The organism is Clostridium carboxidivorans P7 (assembly GCF_001038625.1).
Lineage (GTDB): Bacteria > Bacillota > Clostridia > Clostridiales > Clostridiaceae > Clostridium_AM > Clostridium_AM carboxidivorans.
This window is the reverse complement of the sequence record NZ_CP011803.1, coordinates 4,122,363-4,139,377: the sequence shown is the minus strand read 5'-3', so window position 1 is coordinate 4,139,377 and position 17,015 is coordinate 4,122,363. Positions and strand designations below refer to the sequence as shown.

The following is a 17,015-nucleotide window of genomic DNA, read 5'->3' as shown; positions in this document are numbered from 1 at the left end:
TATCAAGGGTAGGTGAGAAGATGAATGAGTTAGAAATAAAATATAATTTGGAAAGTCCACAAGAAAAAAACTCGAAAATTCTCATTAGTATAAACAATGTATTAGAAGAAAAATTAATGTTTAAATACATGGTAGGCTTAAATGGAATTTGGAGTACTTTAAAAGATTTTAGTGAGGCGACTAGTGTTGAATGGGTACCAGAAGAAGATGGCAAATACATAATAATGGTACAAGCTCGTAGAGAAGATAGTCAAAAAAGCTTTGATTATGTATCAAGAGAAAATTATATAATAGGAAAAGTTGAAGAAAAATTAATAAATAATATAGGTTTAGATAAATATAAATTTAATTTGGGTGAGAAAGTTAATTTATTTGTAAATACAAATAAACTTCCACTTATGTTTAGGTATTGGCTCAAAATAGATGATAAGTGGGAAATTATAAAGGATTATTCACCAGATAATACACTTTCATGGACAGTAAAGTCTGAAGGAAAAGGCGAAATGTTAGTGGAATGCAAAAATATTGATTCTCAAAATAATTATGATGACTTTCAAACTGTAGAATTTGATGTAATGGATTTGAAGAAAGTAGAGATACAGGATTTTAACGCTGTTAATTTAGACTTGATTGAAGGTAATGAACTTACCTTTAAGGTAGAAACATCTCATGAAGAAGGAAGAAATATTCTTTATAAATTTATTAAAATAAATAGCAATGGTGAGACGGAATGTATTCAAGATTATTCAACAAAAAGAATTGTAAGTTATGTAGAAAGTAAAAGTGGAGAATATAGACTTTTATGTTTAGTAAAGGACATGTATTCAAATAAAAGTTTTGATGATAGGGCTATAATAAATTTTTTGGTAAAGAAGTACAAGGATATTTGCATAAAAAGCTTTACCACAGACTTGAATTCTCCGCAGTTATGTGAAACAGTTATAAATTTAAAGGCAGATGTTATTGGAGGAAAAGAGTTATTATATAAGTATATTATAGAAGGAAATTATAATGAGGATTCAGGATATATAAGAACCAATAGTTATGATTGGAAATCTAGGAAACCAGGAGATTACAAAATATACTTATGGGTTAAGGATAAGAGCTCAGAAGAAAAGTATGAAGCTTGTGAATGTATTGAATTTACAGTAGACGAAAAAAGTAAAGAACCTGTAAAAATTAATGATGTTATTATGGATAAAAAACATAAGGTGTTGATAGATGAGCCTATAAAGGTAAAAATCAATGCATCTGGAGGAACAGATTTAGAATATGGCTTTATAATAAGAAGAGAAAATAGAGTTTTAGAAACAATTAATTATGATAAAAATAATACTATAACTTTTATACCTAAGGAAGAAGGAAGTTATCAATTTGAAGCTAGGGTAAAAGACAAATATTCTGATAGGAAATTTGATTGTCATTACGTGTTTAATTTAGAGGTATTTAAATTTATACCTGGAGAAATAGAGTATGTTTTGTTTCCTTTAAAAGATTATTATGTAGTTGGAGATAAGGTTATGCTAAATGTAATAACTCAAAATACTAGTAGTATTTTAGTTAATTATGTTTTAAGAATAAATGATCATAAAGTTGAAGAAACAGGATATACAGAAGATAAGAGATATTCATTTGTGCCAAAATGTAGTGGCTTATATACTGTAGAAATGTATGCTAAAAATAAAGAAAGTGATAGGATATTTGATTGTAAAAAGTGTATTTCAGTAAAAATTCATGAAGCACTTCCAGTAACTAATACAAAAATAAGTTGTGATAGAACAAAATTTTTATGCAATGATTCAGCAACTTTCACTGTTAAAAGTGAAGGTGGAAAAGATGTTCTATATGAATTTTTCATAATGGAAAAAGGAGATTGGACTTTAGTTCAAAATTATAGTAAAAAGAATTATTATACGTTTATACCATTTAGTAAAGGTAAGTATAAAATACTAGTTTTGGCTAAAAGTCAATATCATAAGGGGTCTTATGAAGACTATGATATGATAGATTTCTTTGCAGAGTAGTGTATTTTTAGTAGTATTAGAATTCTAAAGTTTTATTAAAGTATTACGATAAAATTAATTAAGGTATATATTAAGGGTTGGTGAGAAAATGAATGTTGATAACAATAAAAAGGTAGAACAACTTTTACAAGCTCAACTTATGACTCAAATTTTTAAAAGTTCTTTTGGGGATTCAGATTCCTTTGGACTTATTTTAGAAAGTTTAACTAAAGCATTTAGTGATGGCGACGGAAACATGGATTTTAGTAAGTTGGCCTTGGGACAAACTGATTTAAGCAAGCTTGGCTATGGAGCAGGTGAAAGGCTTAATTCTATATACAAAGATTTAAAAAGTGACATAAAAAGCAGTAATTTAACTATAGATGAAGCTGTAAGAAAAGCCTCACAAAAATATGGTGTTGATAGTAATTTAATAATGGCAGTAATAAAACAGGAATCAGATTTTAATCCTAATTCTGTTTCAGAAGCTGGAGCAGAAGGTCTTATGCAGTTAATGCCTGGTACAGCTAGTGAACTTGGAGTTTCGAATCCTTATAACATAGAAGAGAATGTAGAGGGTGGTACAAAGTATTTAAAGTCTTTACTTAATATGTATGCTAATAATAAGCAGTTAGCTTTAGCGGCTTATAATGCAGGTCCGGGTACATTACAAAACAGAGGAGTATCAGATGTTTCAGGAATATCTAGACTTCCTTATGAAACAAGAGATTATGTAAATAAAGTTATGAAATATTATTCAGGAAAGTAAACTTAAAAACAGTCTTATATATAGGCTGTTTTTATTTTGGGTATAACAGGATATAATACTCATATAAACCACTCAAATATAGGAGGATTTTTTATGGAAAGATTGGATAAGATTTTATCAAATTTAGGATATGGAACAAGAAAAGAAATTAAAGCCTTAGTAAAACAAGGTTTAGTAGAGATTGATAATGAAGTTGTAAAAGACAGTGGAATGAAAATAGATCCTGACGACAAAGAAATAAGAGTTTCAGGTGAAATGGTAAATTATAGACAAAATATATATTTAATAATGAATAAGCCAAATGGTGTAGTTTCAGCTACTTTTGATAATTACGATGAAACAGTAGTAGATTTACTTGATCCAGAACACCAAGCATTTAAACCATTTCCTGTAGGCAGATTAGATAAAGATACAGTAGGACTTTTATTGCTTACAAATGATGGAGAACTAAATCATAGGTTAATATCTCCAAAATGGCATGTAGATAAGATTTATTATGCTGAGATAGATAAACCTGTAGACCAAAATGATGTAGAAAAATTTAAAATAGGTATAACTTTAGATGATGGATACAAATGTCTTCCAGGGAAACTTAAAATTTTAGAGTCTGATGAAAATGGGTCAAAGGTTGAAGTTACTATACAGGAGGGAAAGTTTCACCAGGTTAAAAGAATGTTTAATGCTTTGGATAAGAATGTAGTTTATTTAAAAAGAATAAAATTTGGACCAATGGAGTTAGACTTGGATTTAGAAGAAGGAGAATATAGGGAATTGTCTGAGGATGAGATAAAAAGCTTAAAAACCATTTAAATGAAATAAAACTTGCACATATTGGCGCTATATGCAATGATATAAACCAAAAAAATCAATTTTTACCAATGAAATTTTCAAAAATAACTTGAAATTTGTAAAGAATTTTAATATAATATAGGATGCAAGGATAAATAATTAGGATAAATAGCCCCCTTTTTATTTATGAGCAGGCAGCCCATGCCCCAATGGGCTGCTTTTATTTTCAGTGTTTTTTGTATTATGTTATATAAAATTCATATGTACCTACCAAAATAAATAAAAAAATTTATTTTTGTAAAATTATTTTAATTTTATAGATTAATACGTTAAATCGTGATAGAATTATATGAAACATATAACGATTAAAATGTAGATAAATAAGGAGTGTGGAACTCATGGAAGAATATAAATCCAAATTAGCAAGTGAGGAAATGGATTTTTTATGTGAGGCTGTATTAAGTTTAAAAACAAAAGAAGAATGTTATAGGTTTTTTGATGATATATGTACTATAAATGAAATAAAGGCTTTAGAGCAAAGACTTCAAGTAGCTAAGATGCTAAAAAATAAAAGAACATATTTGGATATTGCAGCAACTACAGGGGCAAGCACTGCCACCATAAGTAGAGTGAATAGATGCTTAAATTATGGAAGTGAAGGGTATAAGGTAGTTTTAGATAGGTTAAGTGAAGATAGTAACAATAGATAGTTTAGGTTAAGTATTTTAAGAATAAATGTGTTGATTTAAATCAACACATTTTTTATGTTGCTGATGATTAAATCAGTGCTAAAAATGATATAATATTAAACATAGTAAAAAACCAGGGAGTGGATGGTATGGATTTAAAAATGCTTTTAAATAAAGAACAATATGAGGCGGCTGTACAGGTAAACGGACCGCTATTAATTTTGGCAGGAGCGGGTTCAGGAAAGACAAGGGTATTAACTTATAGAATAGCTCATATGATAAATGATTTAAACATATATCCTTCAAAAATTTTAGCCATAACTTTTACAAATAAAGCTGCTGGTGAAATGAAGGATAGAGTCAGAAGCTTGGTAGGAAATGAAGCAGACAATATGTGGGTTTCCACTTTCCATTCAAGCTGCGTAAGAATATTAAGAAGAGAAATAGATAAATTAGGTTATAATAAGAATTTTGCTATATATGATACTTATGATCAAAAAATATTGATAAAGCAATGTATGGACGAGTTAAACATAAATGATAAGGACATAACAGATAGAGAAATAATAAACAAAATAGGAGAACAAAAAGACAATTTAATATCACCAGATAGATATAAAAAAGAAAATGAAGGTAATTATAGATTAAACAAAATTGCAGATGCATATATGTTATACCAGAAGAAATTAAAGAGTAATAATGCTTTGGATTTTGATGATTTAATCTATAAAACTGTAGAATTATTCAAGAAAAATGAAGAAGTTTTAGATTTTTATCAAAGAAAATTCCAATATGTTATGGTAGATGAGTACCAAGATACAAATAAATCACAATATGAATTGGTAAAACTTCTAGCAACTAAACATAGAAATATATGTGTAGTTGGAGATGATGATCAGTGCATTTATGCTTGGAGAGGTGCAGATATAAAAAATATATTAGGGTTTGAAAAGGACTATCCTGAAGCAAAGGTTATAAAATTAGAGCAAAATTATAGATCCAAAGGAAATATATTAAAAGCTGCTAATGATGTTATAAAAAATAATGCAGAAAGAAAACGTAAAGTTCTTAGAACAGAAAATGAGGATGGAGAAAGAATAAAGATATATAGAGCTTATTCTGACATGGAAGAAGCAAATTATGTAGCTTCACAAATAAGAAAAATTACTAAGGATAATAACAAAAAATATAAAGATTTTGCCGTACTCTATAGAACAAATGCGCAGTCCCGTACTTTTGAAGATATTTTTATGAAATCCAATATACCATATAGGATAATTGGAGGACTAAAGTTTTATGATAGAAAAGAAATAAAGGATATATTAGCCTACTTAAAATTTGTAAATAATCCTCTTGATGATGTGAGCTTAAGAAGAATAATAAATGTACCTAAAAGAAGCATAGGTGATGCTACTGTGAAAAAGGTTCAAGAATTTGCAAATTCTATGGAAGAATGTATGTACAGTGTACTTCTTGATATAGAGCAGGTGCCAAGTATACCTACAAGAGGAACTGCATCCATAAAAAAATTTGTAAGTCTTATAAATAGCTTTATAAGAAGTAAAGATGAAATAGCTGTTTCAAGTCTTATAAAAGAAATATTGGATACTACAGGCTACTTAGAAGAATTAAAAGACTCTCAGGATATAGACGCATTAAGTAGAATTGAAAATTTGAAAGAATTGGTATCCGCTGCAGTGGAATTTGAAAGTACTTCAGAAGATAAATCATTATCAGCATTTTTAGAAAAAGTTACTTTAGTTTCTGATATAGATAATTTTAATGAAGATGCAGATACTGTAGTTATGATGACTGTACATAGTGCTAAAGGTTTGGAGTTTCCAGTAGTATTTATGGTTGGTATGGAAAATGGTATATTTCCAGGAAGCCAATCATTAAATGATTTTAGTGAAATGGAAGAATCAAGAAGACTTTGTTATGTTGGTATAACTAGGGCAAAAGAGCAATTATATATGACATCAGCAGAGCAAAGAAGAGTTTTTGGAAGAACTGTATCTTATTCTGAGTCCGATTTTATAGGAGAAATATCTAAGGATTTAAGAGAGAATGACAATATGACAGCAAGAAATACTATTAAGTCAAAAAGTTTTAGTACATACAGCAATAGAAGTACTACTATAACTAATAGTGTAACTAGTCATATGAATAGAAGTGTAAATAATAGTATGCCGTCTTCCTTTGGTGAATCTAGTTTAAATAAAAATAAAGAGAATGCTAACTCATTAAAAATTGAAGATATTAAGGCAGGATTAAAGGTTAAGCACGATAAGTTCGGAATAGGAACTATTGTAGGTGTTTCAAAAAGCGGAGAATACACAAAGCTTACCATAGTTTTTGACAAGGCTGGAATTAAAAATTTAATGTATGGAGTAGCATCACTAGAATTTGTATAAGGGGGCAGTTAGAAAGTATGAGTACAATTGATACTAAAAAGGAACAAATTGAAAAATTAGTTGAGGAATTAAATAAATATGCACAGGAATATTATCTTTTAGATAATCCAAGTGTTTCAGATAAAGAGTATGATTTAAGATATGATGAATTGTTAAAACTTGAAAAAGAAACAGGAATAATATTGCCCTATTCACCTACACAAAGGGTTGGAGACAATATATTAAAAGAGTTTCAGAAGTATACTCATAAAGGTAAGTTGTGGAGTTTAGACAAGTCACAAACTGTTCAAGGAATTATAGATTGGCATGTAAGAAATAAGAAGGCTGTAGATGATTATAATTCCACTCATGAGGAAAAATTGCCACAACTTGAATATGTTATTACTAAAAAGTTTGATGGGCTTACTATAAACTGTACTTATGATGAAAATGGAATTCTTATAAAAGCAGCTACAAGAGGAACAGGTGAAGTGGGTGAAGACATAACTGCACAAGCAAGAACTATAATGTCACTGCCTTTAAAAATAAATAATAGTAATGTTATAGAAGTTCATGGTGAGGCTATAATGACTCGTGAAGCTTTTGAAGAATATAATAAGTCTGCAGCTGTACCTCTTAAAAATTTGAGAAATGGAGCAGCAGGTGCTTTAAGAAATTTAAATATAAAGGAAACAGCTAGAAGAAAACTTTCAGCTTTCTTTTATGATGTTGGTTATAATGAAGGTGCTCCTTTTAAGACATATTTTGAGATGATGAATTTTATAAAGAATATGGGATTTCCTTTAGATAATTATATTAAAATTTGCAGCAGTATAGAAGAAATAGAGAATGAACTAAAGTATGTAGAGGAAATAAGATCTGAATTAAATTATGATATAGATGGAGTAGTAATTGCTATTAACGATATGAAAACAAGGGAGATTCTCGGATATACCATAAAGTTTCCTAAGTGGGCAATTGCATATAAATTTGAAGCAGAGGAAGCTACTACAAAGCTTCTGGATGTAGAATGGAATGTAGGAAGAAGTGGAAGAGTTACACCTACAGCAATATTAGAACCAGTAGAGTTAGCTGGGGTCACAGTAAAGAGAGCTACACTTAATAACATGGATGACATAAAAAGAAAAGAAGTTAGAATTGGATGCAGTGTTTTTGTAAGAAGATCTAATGATGTAATTCCAGAGATAATGGGAGTTGTTCAGGATACATTAGAAGGAAGTATAGAAATACAAGCACCAGAAAAGTGTCCTTACTGTGACAGTGAATTAGTACAAGATGGTGTTCATTATTTTTGCGATAATACTTTATCCTGTAAACCACAGATGGTAAAAAGTATAGTGCATTTTGGAAGCAGGGAAGCAATGAACATAGAAGGTTTTAGTGAAAAAACTGCTGAGCAGCTTTTTGAAAAACTTGAAATAAAATCTATACCTGATTTATATAGAATAAAAAAAGAGGATTTAATGCAGCTGGATAAGTTTGCTGAAAAAAAGGCTCAAAATCTTGTAAATGCTATAGAAAAGAGTAAAAATTGCAGTTTGGCATCTTTCATATATGCATTAGGAATACCTAATATAGGGAAGAAAACTGCTACAGATTTGGTTAAGAATTTTAAGTCCTTAGATAATATAATACAAAGTAGTGAGGAAGAGCTTGTATCAATTCAGGATGTAGGAGAAATTGTTGCGAAAAGTATAATAGAATTTTTTAATGAAGACAAAATAATAAATAGTATAAATGAACTTTTAGAATTAGGAGTAAAACCAATTTTTGAGGAAGAGGAAGTATCAAAAAGTTTATTTAGTGATAAAACTGTAGTTGTAACTGGAAGTTTAGAAAATTATACAAGAACTACTATAAAAGAAAAATTGCAATCAGTTGGAGCAAAAGTATCAGGAAGTGTAAGTAAAAAGACAGATTATGTTTTAGCAGGAAAAGAAGCTGGTTCCAAATATGATAAGGCCTTAGAACTTGGTGTGAAAATTATAAATGAAGAAGAATTTGAGAAAATGTTAAGCAAATTGTAAAATAATGGTGAACGTTTTCCTGGGCTATTTACAAAATACTGAAAAAGGTTTATGATAAAAATGGTTTAGCTTGTACATAATTGTACTATATGTGGAGGAGAGAAAATGAAAAAAACTATAAATCTACTAGGGTGGATAGGGGTTTGTTTAACTATTCTTACATTAGTATTAACACTCCTTACTACATATCAATTTACATATGTAAAGTACTTTAACAGTTATTACACTATGCAATGGTGCATATTTTTCACTATGCTCATTTGGGCTGCAAAAATGTTTGATTTTAAAGCGAATCGAAATGATATTGTATGTCCTGTAACTTGTGTACTAATTGCAATTGGAACTATCTTTTTTATATTTATGAAAGTTTACTAAAATTAATTTAAATTCAATAATTCATTAGGCAATCTTTTTATAAGGTTGCCTTTTTTATATTTCATAATTTTTAAAAATTCTTTATTCACAATACTATGGTATGAAAGTTAAATGTGATTTGTGTCAAAAATGTTTATACAATCATATAATGAATTAATACTTAGTTATTTTCGGAGGGGGAAGTGTGAATAACTTGTTTCACAAATCATGTTTCATCGGACAAAAGACAGAATTTTATAAGATGAAATTGAAAAAGGTAAGTATTAATGAAATATCAGATAATATTACTAAAAGTTGTTGGAATTATAATATACAGTATGAAATGATTTTAAAAGATTCACATACATTACTTATAGACCTTATTGGAAAAGAAAAAGAGATTTTGCTAAAGTACCACAAAAAAGATATTATAACGAAAAATGATTATGAAGGATTTATAAATTATTTGGAAAACTATGAAATAGAAAGAGGTATTTATATTACTACAGGCTTTTTTGAAAAACATATATATGATAATTTACATAAGAAAGTTAAAAAGATAGATGTAAAAAAATTTATAAAAAATCAACCTAATATTGATAAATTAAGCTTTTTACAATACCTACCATAAAAATTAAAAAAATAAACAAAACTTATTATGTGAGTTTTGTTTATTTTTTTGTATAACTGCTAATAATTTAGATATATTGTTATGTAAGGGAGATGCTATATGAAGAAAATTATTTGTTGTTTGCTAATTATAAGTTTTATGTTTTTTAATGGGTGTGTTGAAAAGGATGTACAAACCAGTAAAAGCGAACAGATAAGAAATTATATAGTATATAATATTGGAAAAATGCCGAAAGATTTATTCATGCTTAATGATTCTAATATAAGACAACAGGATTTACTAAATAATTTATTTGAAGGACTTGTAAGAGTTGATGATACTGGAAAGATAACTCCAGCAATAGCACAAAGTTGGACTTTAAGTAAGGATGAAACTTGTTATACCTTTAAGATAAAGGATAATGCGAAATGGAGTGATGGTACTTATATTACAGCAGAAGACTTTGTAAATTTTTTTAAAGAGATTTTAAGCAAGGATGTTGAAAATATATATGCAGAACAGCTTTATTGTATATTTGGATCGGAAAATTATAGAAGTGGAAAAACTGATTTCAATAATGTAGCAATTAGAGCATTAGATAAAAAAAGTTTAGAAATACGATTGAATTATCCATGCTGCTATTTTTTAAATTTATTGGCACAACCCATATATGGAATAAGGAAAATAGATGCTAACTTAAAGGATTGGAGTAAAAATTATAAAAACATATTGTATTCTGGATATTTTACAATAAGTGATTTTAAAAATAATAATGAAATGATGTTAATAAAGAACAAGAATTATTGGAATAAAGATGGTGTTAAAAGTGATAAGATATGTATAACCTTTAATGATGGCAGTGAAGCGTCATTAGCAGCTTTTCAAAATTCTAAAATTAATTTATTTACAAATCCGCCAATAAGTGAAGTTAAAAATCTTATGAATAAGGGCAGTATTATAGAACAACAATCACTTTCTGTAGGAGCTTTAGTTTTCAACTTAAAAAGGGATACTATAGTGAAAGATGTGAATTTTAGAAAAGCAGTATCTGAATGTATAGATAGAAATGCTATATCAAAAAATATACTGAATGACTCAGCAAAACCAGGATTATCATTTATACCGCAAGGAGTAAGCAATGGTGTTAACGGAGTTTACATAAACAAGGAATTTTTCTCAGCCAGTATACAAAAGGATAAGGCTCTAAATTTCATTAAAAATAGTAAATATAATAAAGATTCAGATCCATTGAAAATAATTTATTTAGATACAGTAGAAAACAAAAAAATATGTGAAAATGTAGCTAAAAATCTAAGAGATAACTTGCAAATAAAGGTGGAATGTGAGAGCTATGGTACAGAGGAATTAAAGGATGAGATAAAAAAAGGCGATTATGATATGGCAAAAATACAATATGAAGCTGTATATAATTATCCATTATCATTCTTAGAACAATGGCAATCATCTTCTAAAAATAATGTTTATGGATATGGCAATATAGTATTTGATAATATGGTGGCAAAGGCAAGGATAGAAAGTGATGAAAGTAAAAAAATAGCTGAATTGAGGACAGCTGAAGACATATTAATGGAAGAGTTGCCTGTTATACCGATGTATTTTAATAAGATATTAGTTTGTAAAAAATATAATATAAAAGGTGTTTCTATAAATCAAAGGGGTAATCTGGATTTTCATAATTTAGAAATAGTAACTGAAGCATAAAAATTTAATATTTTTCATAAAAAACCCATGTAAATAAGAAAGTTTCCTTTCTTATTTACATGGCCTTTGTTTTTTTTGAATAGGACTTTTACAAATTTTTAAATAGTACCCAAATTATATATTTTAGGATTTTAGGAGATATATAATAAGAAAGAATATAACCATGTTTTTGTAACTATCAAAAGAAGTTTTAGATGGCTCAAAGGTTTCTTTCTTTCTACTGTAAACAACATGCTTTACAAATACTGAAGTAATTTCACAGCTTTCTGGAGTAGGTAATGAAGATGATCTAAAGTACTGTTCATCTATTAAATCTTCAGATTTTAGAGTATAGTTTTTATATCTTTCTATATCATTTAAATCAGGAATATCTGGCCAGCTTAATATAATACCTGAATCAATAAGCTGGCGTTTAAATACATCTAATATAATCAAATTGTTGTCGCTTTGTTCTTTGCTTATGTTTTCGTGAATTAGGCATATAAGCAAATATAATGATATTTCAATACAAGAAAATGTTATATCCTTCTTTTCGGTATGTTTTATAAAAATGCCTTTTTCAGGATCATAAAGATTTAAAAGCTTGTTATGAATCTTTTCAGCATCTTCCTTGAACTTTATAATTCCTGTATTTTTATAGAAAAGGAAGAAGTTTATATATTTTAGACAGTCATATTCTAGTTTATCATCGTAAGATATAAGAGGAGTATTAGTATTATTAAACCTGTCATATATCAATTCGCATAAATCTAGTAAAAGTAATTTGCATTGTTTATTTTTTGAATAACCATAAAAAATATTTAAGCTTAAAGTTAATTTTAATATTTCATCAAGAGAAAGTGTATATATGTCTTCTTTAAATTCAATAAACATATTAAGAATATCCAATGCAAAATTTTCATAAGAAACTTTTTCATCATCATCACTTAGAGAAGCATATCTATAATATGCATCCATAAATAAAGCTTGTGATGAAAACTTAAATTTTTTGTTTTTTTCTTCAAAACTTACTTCTTCATTATAAGAATCTTTACTTTCTTTTTTGTCGACAAAAACGCCATCTGCATTTCTAAAATGAGTGGCATAAAAATCAAGTTGATTTTTACAAATGCACATATAAAGCTTAGTCAAGTTAAATTTTTTGTTATTAATACCTTCAAATTGTTTATAATAATTACATAATTCAAGAAGAGAAAGAGTCATAAATGCATTACTATCAACATTGATTTCTCTTTTAAAGCTTTCAGCGTTCCAGCATAGGTTATCATCAATATTTGTAATTTTAGGATTCCCCTTCTTATATAGGCATAGAAGTGGAGAAACATTACCAAATGTGTTAATATCAGAACTAGATAAACTTTTTATTTTAAGTTCTTTAATGGAGGTATATACTCCACACTTAGAATGTAGTACAATTTGATTTAAAGATTCTTTTGCTAAGAAAAAGAGTTGATGTTCTATGTTTTCTTTTTTTAATTTATTAATTCTTAAAAATGGGCCAATATATTTCAAAACATACACCTACCATAAATTAATCCTTATATAAATAATATGAAGTAGAGTGTGAAATAGTGCTTATTTATTTTTATAGAAAGGAAGAAATTTTAATGAAAGTGGGAAAATTAAATTGGGATGATTTAAAAAACATAATAGATGATTCTAGAGGAGCAATTAGAAATGATGTTAGAATTAGAAGCGGAATAGGAGAGGATTGCAGCGTAATAGATTTTGGGGAATATGAGTGTGTAGTATCAACAGATCCTATTACTGGAGCAGAAAAAAATTCTGGGAAATTAGCAGTAAATATAAATTGCAATGATATAGCATCTGCTGGAGTAGAACCACTAGGCATATTAGTGACAATATTGGCGCCAGAGGGGTCTTCTTTAGAAGATATAAAAAGTGTTATGAAGGAAATAGGAGAAGAAACTAAAAAGTTAAATGTTGAAATTTTAGGAGGACACACAGAAATAACTAGAGCTGTAAATAAAATGGTGATATCCTGTACTGTTATAGGAAAGGGTCTAAAGAATAAGTCTATTGCTACTTCTGGAGCTAAAGAAAATGATGATATAATAGTAACTAAATTATTATGCCTTGAAGGAACAGGTATAGTTGTAAATGATCATGAGGATAAAATTAAAGGCATTTTGACACATGAAGAAATAGCAGAGGCGAAGACATATCTAAACAGTTTAAGTGTAGTAAGAGAGGGAGCCATAGCAGGAAAATTTGGAGTTAATTCAATGCATGATATAACTGAAGGTGGAGTTTTGGGTGCACTATGGGAGGTTGCTAAAGCTAGCAATTTAGGATTTAGGGTATATAAAGAAAAAATGCCTATAAGCCATGTAACTGAAAAGATATGCAAAAAATATTCAATAGATCCTCTAAGACTTATATCTTCTGGAAGTATGCTTATAACAACTAAAAATGGAGATAAACTGATAGGGGTATTAAAAGAAGAAGGTATAGAAGCATCTATAATAGGTAAAATTGTTAAACAGAAGGGCGTTTTGATAGAAGGAAATATTGAGAAGGAAGTACTTCCTCCAGAAAGGGATGAATTGTTTGTATTAGAAGAAAGAATAATGTAGTTTGATTGTTGGGTAATTTATATTAAGTGTCATTGGAGGGATAAGTTTGAGAATAGATGGTAGAAAAAATGATCAAATTAGACATACAAAAATTACAAGAAACTATACTAAATATGCTGAAGGATCTGTATTGATAGAAGCAGGAGATACAAAAGTAATTTGTACAGCTTCAATAGAGGATAAAGTACCTCCATTTTTGAAAGGCAAAGGTGAAGGATGGATTACTTGCGAATATAATATGATACCTAGATCAACTAAAGTCAGAAAAGTCAGGGATATCAATAGAGGAAAAATTGATGGAAGAACTATGGAAATTCAGAGGATAATTGGAAGAGCGCTTAGGTCTGTAGTAGATCTAAAATCAATAGGGGAAAAAACAATATGGATAGATTGTGATGTTATACAGGCAGATGGAGGAACAAGGACAGCTTCAATTTCAGGAGCTTTTATAGCTTTAGTAGATGCAGTAAATAAGTTACATAAACAAACTCCTTTTAATGTATATCCAGTTAGAGATTTTGTAGGTGCTATAAGTGTAGGAATTGTAGGAAATGTGAAGATGTTAGATTTATGTTATGAAGAAGATTCCAAAGCTAATGTTGATATGAATGTGGTAATGACAGATTCAGGAGAATTTATAGAAATACAAGGCACAGGAGAGGAAAAACCATTTTCCAAACAGGATTTAAGTGAACTTCTTTCGTTAGCTGAACAAGGAATAAATCATGTAATTCAAATAGAAAAAGAAAGTTTAAAGATGGATTCATTATGGATTGGAACAGGTGAGAGAAAATGAAAAAATTAATAGTTGCAAGCAACAATAAAAATAAAATAATAGAGATTAAAGAAATACTTTCGAAATATTCCATAGAAGTTTTGTCTCTTAAAGAAGCAAATATAAATATTGATGTTGAAGAAGATGGAACTACTTTTATGGAAAATGCCTATAAAAAGGCTAATGAGATACATAAAATTTTAAAAAACGAAATGGTATTAGCAGATGATTCAGGGCTTGTGGTTGATTGCTTAGATGGGGCACCAGGAGTATATTCAGCAAGATTTGCAGGTGAACATGGAAATAATAAGAAAAATAATAAAAAGCTGTTAGAGTTATTGAAAGAAAAAGATGATAAAGATAAAAAAGCAAAGTTTGTATGTGCTATGGTGTTAATATCGGATACAGGTAAAGTTATAAAGGTTCAAGGAGAAATAGAGGGAATAATAATAAACGAAGAAAGAGGATCAAATGGATTTGGATATGATCCAGTATTTTATATACCAGAATATAAAATGACTTTTGCACAAATGAAGTCTGATTTAAAAAACTCCATAAGTCATAGAGCCAATGCTCTAAAAGAATTGGAGCGTGAAATTATAAATCTTATGGGGGATGAGTAGAAGTTGAAGATAGGTGTAATAAGTGACACTCATAGGTATATATGGGTTATTGAAAATGCCATAAAAAAGATAGGAGATGTAGATGTATTAATACATTTAGGAGACAATGTACAAGATGTTAAAGAAATAAAAAAGTATTATAAGGGCAAGATTATAAATGTTAAGGGAAATTGTGATTTTGCAGTGGATGTACCTAGCGAAAAAACGGAAGTTATCGCAGATAAAAGAGTGTTTATAACTCATGGTCACAGGTATGATGTAAAATATGATTTGTCTAGAATAAGATATAAAGCTTTAGAAGTTAAAGCTGATATAGTTCTTTTTGGACATACACATGTATCGCAAATTGCTTATGAGGATGGTATATGGTTTGTAAACCCAGGAAGCCCTGCAGTACCAAGAGATGAATTTTATAGTGTAGCTATAATAGAGATAAAAGATGGCAAGATTAATCCAGGTATAAAGGGCGTTTAAATAAAAAAACTAAAAAAATTTTAAAATATGTATTGACGAATTCGAATATATCGTGTAGAATAATCTATGTTGTCGGGAGTTGATAAGAACTTCTAAGAACGTTCAAGATAAATCTTGAATGTCGGGGTGTGGCGCAGATGGGAGCGCGCGTGGTTTGGGACCATGAGGTCGCAGGTTCAATCCCTGTCACCCCGACCATTGAAAAGATATATTTAAATGATTAAGTTACTGAAATACCGGGGTGTGGCGCAGATGGGAGCGCGCGTGGTTTGGGACCATGAGGTCGCAGGTTCAATCCCTGTCACCCCGACCAAGAAGCTTAGCATTAAAAAGTTAATAAGTTTCTATTATGTTTGATAATTTGCGGGTGTAACTCAATGGTAGAGTGCTAGCCTTCCAAGCTAGTTACGAGGGTTCGATTCCCTTCACCCGCTCCAAATATGCGTTTTTAGCTCAGTTGGATAGAGCAACGGCCTTCTAAGCCGTGTGCCAGGGGTTCGAATCCCTTAAGACGCACCATAATTTGTGCCATTAGCTCAGTTGGTAGAGCACCTGACTCTTAATCAGGGTGCCCAGGGTTCGAGTCCCTGATGGCGCACCATAAACACACCGGGGTGTGGCGCAGATGGGAGCGCGCGTGGTTTGGGACCATGAGGTCGCAGGTTCAATCCCTGTCACCCCGACCATTAAAAAAAGACATATTTGCGGGTGTAACTCAGTGGTAGAGTGCTAGCCTTCCAAGCTAGTTATGAGGGTCCGATTCCCTTCACCCGCTCCATATATACGCGTTTTTAGCTCAGTTGGATAGAGCAACGGCCTTCTAAGCCGTGTGCCAGGGGTTCGAATCCCTTAAGACGCACCACATATTTGTGCCATTAGCTCAGTTGGTAGAGCACCTGACTCTTAATCAGGGTGCCCAGGGTTCGAGTCCCTGATGGCGCACCATTTTTTTATGGTGGACGTAGTTCAGTTGGTAGAGCGCCAGATTGTGGTTCTGGTTGTCGAGGGTTCGAGTCCCTTCGTCCACCCCACTTTAACATAAATATGGTTTACTAGCTCAGTTGGTAGAGCACATGACTTTTAATCATGTTGTCCGGGGTTCGATTCCCCGGTAAGCCACCAATAAATAATAAAGTATAGTTCAAAAGGAATAAACTTTTGAATAGTAC

General features: G+C 29.9%; 14 protein-coding genes and 11 tRNA genes. 24 read left to right on the top strand and 1 reads right to left on the bottom strand.

Annotated features, from left to right (window positions below; genetic code table 11):
- Nucleotides 1–20: 20 nt before the first annotated feature.
- From Ccar_RS18480 to Ccar_RS18440, 9 genes are all read left to right on the top strand, one after another.
- Nucleotides 21–2,024: a triple tyrosine motif-containing protein gene (locus Ccar_RS18480; RefSeq protein WP_007062266.1), complete on the top strand. Its 2,004-nt coding sequence runs from the start codon at nucleotides 21–23 to the stop codon at nucleotides 2,022–2,024.
- Between the two features lie 88 nt (nucleotides 2,025–2,112).
- Entirely contained in the window at nucleotides 2,113–2,772 is a 660-nt protein-coding gene (locus Ccar_RS18475) for a lytic transglycosylase domain-containing protein (protein ID WP_007062267.1), read from the top strand.
- A 93-nt stretch (nucleotides 2,773–2,865) separates the two neighbouring features.
- Nucleotides 2,866–3,582 (top strand): pseudouridine synthase, encoded by a 717-nt coding sequence (locus Ccar_RS18470; protein WP_007062268.1) that lies wholly within the window; start codon nucleotides 2,866–2,868, stop codon nucleotides 3,580–3,582.
- Nucleotides 3,583–3,959: 377 nt separating this feature from the next.
- The gene (locus Ccar_RS18465; protein ID WP_007062269.1) at nucleotides 3,960–4,271 is read left to right on the top strand and encodes a YerC/YecD family TrpR-related protein; all 312 of its coding nucleotides are present in this window, start codon (nucleotides 3,960–3,962) and stop codon (nucleotides 4,269–4,271) included.
- A gap of 128 nt (nucleotides 4,272–4,399) precedes the next feature.
- On the top strand, nucleotides 4,400–6,664 hold the full coding sequence (gene pcrA, locus Ccar_RS18460; protein ID WP_007062270.1) for a DNA helicase PcrA: 2,265 nt from the start codon (nucleotides 4,400–4,402) through the stop codon (nucleotides 6,662–6,664).
- A gap of 17 nt (nucleotides 6,665–6,681) precedes the next feature.
- Entirely contained in the window at nucleotides 6,682–8,691 is a 2,010-nt protein-coding gene (ligA, locus tag Ccar_RS18455; RefSeq protein ID WP_007062271.1) for an NAD-dependent DNA ligase LigA, read from the top strand.
- A 105-nt stretch (nucleotides 8,692–8,796) separates the two neighbouring features.
- A complete protein-coding gene (locus tag Ccar_RS18450) occupies nucleotides 8,797–9,066 on the top strand; it encodes a hypothetical protein (protein ID WP_007062272.1) in 270 nt (89 codons plus the stop codon).
- Between the two features lie 184 nt (nucleotides 9,067–9,250).
- The gene (locus tag Ccar_RS18445) at nucleotides 9,251–9,676 is read left to right on the top strand and encodes a hypothetical protein (RefSeq protein WP_007062273.1); all 426 of its coding nucleotides are present in this window, start codon (nucleotides 9,251–9,253) and stop codon (nucleotides 9,674–9,676) included.
- A gap of 99 nt (nucleotides 9,677–9,775) precedes the next feature.
- Nucleotides 9,776–11,377, top strand: coding sequence for a peptide ABC transporter substrate-binding protein (locus Ccar_RS18440; protein ID WP_007064100.1), 1,602 nt, complete (start codon nucleotides 9,776–9,778; stop codon nucleotides 11,375–11,377).
- Between the two features lie 123 nt (nucleotides 11,378–11,500).
- On the opposite strand, the gene Ccar_RS18435 is transcribed toward Ccar_RS18440, so the two are convergent.
- Nucleotides 11,501–12,898, bottom strand: a complete 1,398-nt coding sequence (locus tag Ccar_RS18435; RefSeq protein WP_237737292.1) for a hypothetical protein — start codon at nucleotides 12,896–12,898, stop codon at nucleotides 11,501–11,503.
- A gap of 86 nt (nucleotides 12,899–12,984) precedes the next feature.
- On the opposite strand from Ccar_RS18435, the gene Ccar_RS18430 reads away from it, so the two are divergent.
- From Ccar_RS18430 to Ccar_RS18360, 15 genes are all read left to right on the top strand, one after another.
- On the top strand, nucleotides 12,985–13,974 hold the full coding sequence (locus tag Ccar_RS18430; protein WP_007064102.1) for an AIR synthase family protein: 990 nt from the start codon (nucleotides 12,985–12,987) through the stop codon (nucleotides 13,972–13,974).
- Nucleotides 13,975–14,020: 46 nt separating this feature from the next.
- Nucleotides 14,021–14,770: a ribonuclease PH gene (gene rph / locus Ccar_RS18425; protein WP_007064103.1), complete on the top strand. Its 750-nt coding sequence runs from the start codon at nucleotides 14,021–14,023 to the stop codon at nucleotides 14,768–14,770.
- Nucleotides 14,767–15,372 (top strand): XTP/dITP diphosphatase, encoded by a 606-nt coding sequence (locus tag Ccar_RS18420; RefSeq protein WP_007064104.1) that lies wholly within the window; start codon nucleotides 14,767–14,769, stop codon nucleotides 15,370–15,372. Before rph ends, Ccar_RS18420 begins: the two co-directional genes overlap by 4 nt.
- Nucleotides 15,373–15,375: 3 nt before the next feature.
- Nucleotides 15,376–15,846, top strand: a complete 471-nt coding sequence (locus tag Ccar_RS18415; RefSeq protein WP_007064105.1) for a metallophosphoesterase — start codon at nucleotides 15,376–15,378, stop codon at nucleotides 15,844–15,846.
- Between the two features lie 122 nt (nucleotides 15,847–15,968).
- A tRNA-Pro gene (locus Ccar_RS18410) sits at nucleotides 15,969–16,044 on the top strand.
- A gap of 39 nt (nucleotides 16,045–16,083) precedes the next feature.
- A tRNA-Pro gene (locus Ccar_RS18405) sits at nucleotides 16,084–16,159 on the top strand.
- Nucleotides 16,160–16,209: 50 nt separating this feature from the next.
- Nucleotides 16,210–16,283: transfer RNA gene (locus Ccar_RS18400), tRNA-Gly, on the top strand.
- Nucleotides 16,284–16,288: 5 nt separating this feature from the next.
- A tRNA-Arg gene (locus Ccar_RS18395) sits at nucleotides 16,289–16,365 on the top strand.
- A gap of 6 nt (nucleotides 16,366–16,371) precedes the next feature.
- A tRNA-Lys gene (locus Ccar_RS18390) sits at nucleotides 16,372–16,447 on the top strand.
- A 9-nt stretch (nucleotides 16,448–16,456) separates the two neighbouring features.
- A tRNA-Pro gene (locus tag Ccar_RS18385) sits at nucleotides 16,457–16,532 on the top strand.
- An 18-nt stretch (nucleotides 16,533–16,550) separates the two neighbouring features.
- Nucleotides 16,551–16,624, top strand: a tRNA-Gly gene (locus Ccar_RS18380).
- Nucleotides 16,625–16,631: 7 nt separating this feature from the next.
- Nucleotides 16,632–16,708, top strand: a tRNA-Arg gene (locus tag Ccar_RS18375).
- A gap of 7 nt (nucleotides 16,709–16,715) precedes the next feature.
- A tRNA-Lys gene (locus Ccar_RS18370) sits at nucleotides 16,716–16,791 on the top strand.
- A 10-nt stretch (nucleotides 16,792–16,801) separates the two neighbouring features.
- Nucleotides 16,802–16,877, top strand: a tRNA-His gene (locus Ccar_RS18365).
- Between the two features lie 15 nt (nucleotides 16,878–16,892).
- A tRNA-Lys gene (locus tag Ccar_RS18360) sits at nucleotides 16,893–16,968 on the top strand.
- Nucleotides 16,969–17,015: the final 47 nt, after the last annotated feature.

What these genes read in the sequence shown, in the direction of transcription:
- Ccar_RS18480 (WP_007062266.1), top strand. Translation starts at nt 21, where the DNA reads ATGAATGAGTTAGAAATAAAATATAATTTGGAAAGTCCACAAGAAAAA.
- Ccar_RS18475 (WP_007062267.1), top strand. Translation starts at nt 2,113, where the DNA reads ATGAATGTTGATAACAATAAAAAGGTAGAACAACTTTTACAAGCTCAA.
- Ccar_RS18470 (WP_007062268.1), top strand. Translation starts at nt 2,866, where the DNA reads ATGGAAAGATTGGATAAGATTTTATCAAATTTAGGATATGGAACAAGA.
- Ccar_RS18465 (WP_007062269.1), top strand. Translation starts at nt 3,960, where the DNA reads ATGGAAGAATATAAATCCAAATTAGCAAGTGAGGAAATGGATTTTTTA.
- pcrA (WP_007062270.1), top strand. Translation starts at nt 4,400, where the DNA reads ATGGATTTAAAAATGCTTTTAAATAAAGAACAATATGAGGCGGCTGTA.
- ligA (WP_007062271.1), top strand. Translation starts at nt 6,682, where the DNA reads ATGAGTACAATTGATACTAAAAAGGAACAAATTGAAAAATTAGTTGAG.
- Ccar_RS18450 (WP_007062272.1), top strand. Translation starts at nt 8,797, where the DNA reads ATGAAAAAAACTATAAATCTACTAGGGTGGATAGGGGTTTGTTTAACT.
- Ccar_RS18440 (WP_007064100.1), top strand. Translation starts at nt 9,776, where the DNA reads ATGAAGAAAATTATTTGTTGTTTGCTAATTATAAGTTTTATGTTTTTT.
- Ccar_RS18430 (WP_007064102.1), top strand. Translation starts at nt 12,985, where the DNA reads ATGAAAGTGGGAAAATTAAATTGGGATGATTTAAAAAACATAATAGAT.
- Ccar_RS18420 (WP_007064104.1), top strand. Translation starts at nt 14,767, where the DNA reads ATGAAAAAATTAATAGTTGCAAGCAACAATAAAAATAAAATAATAGAG.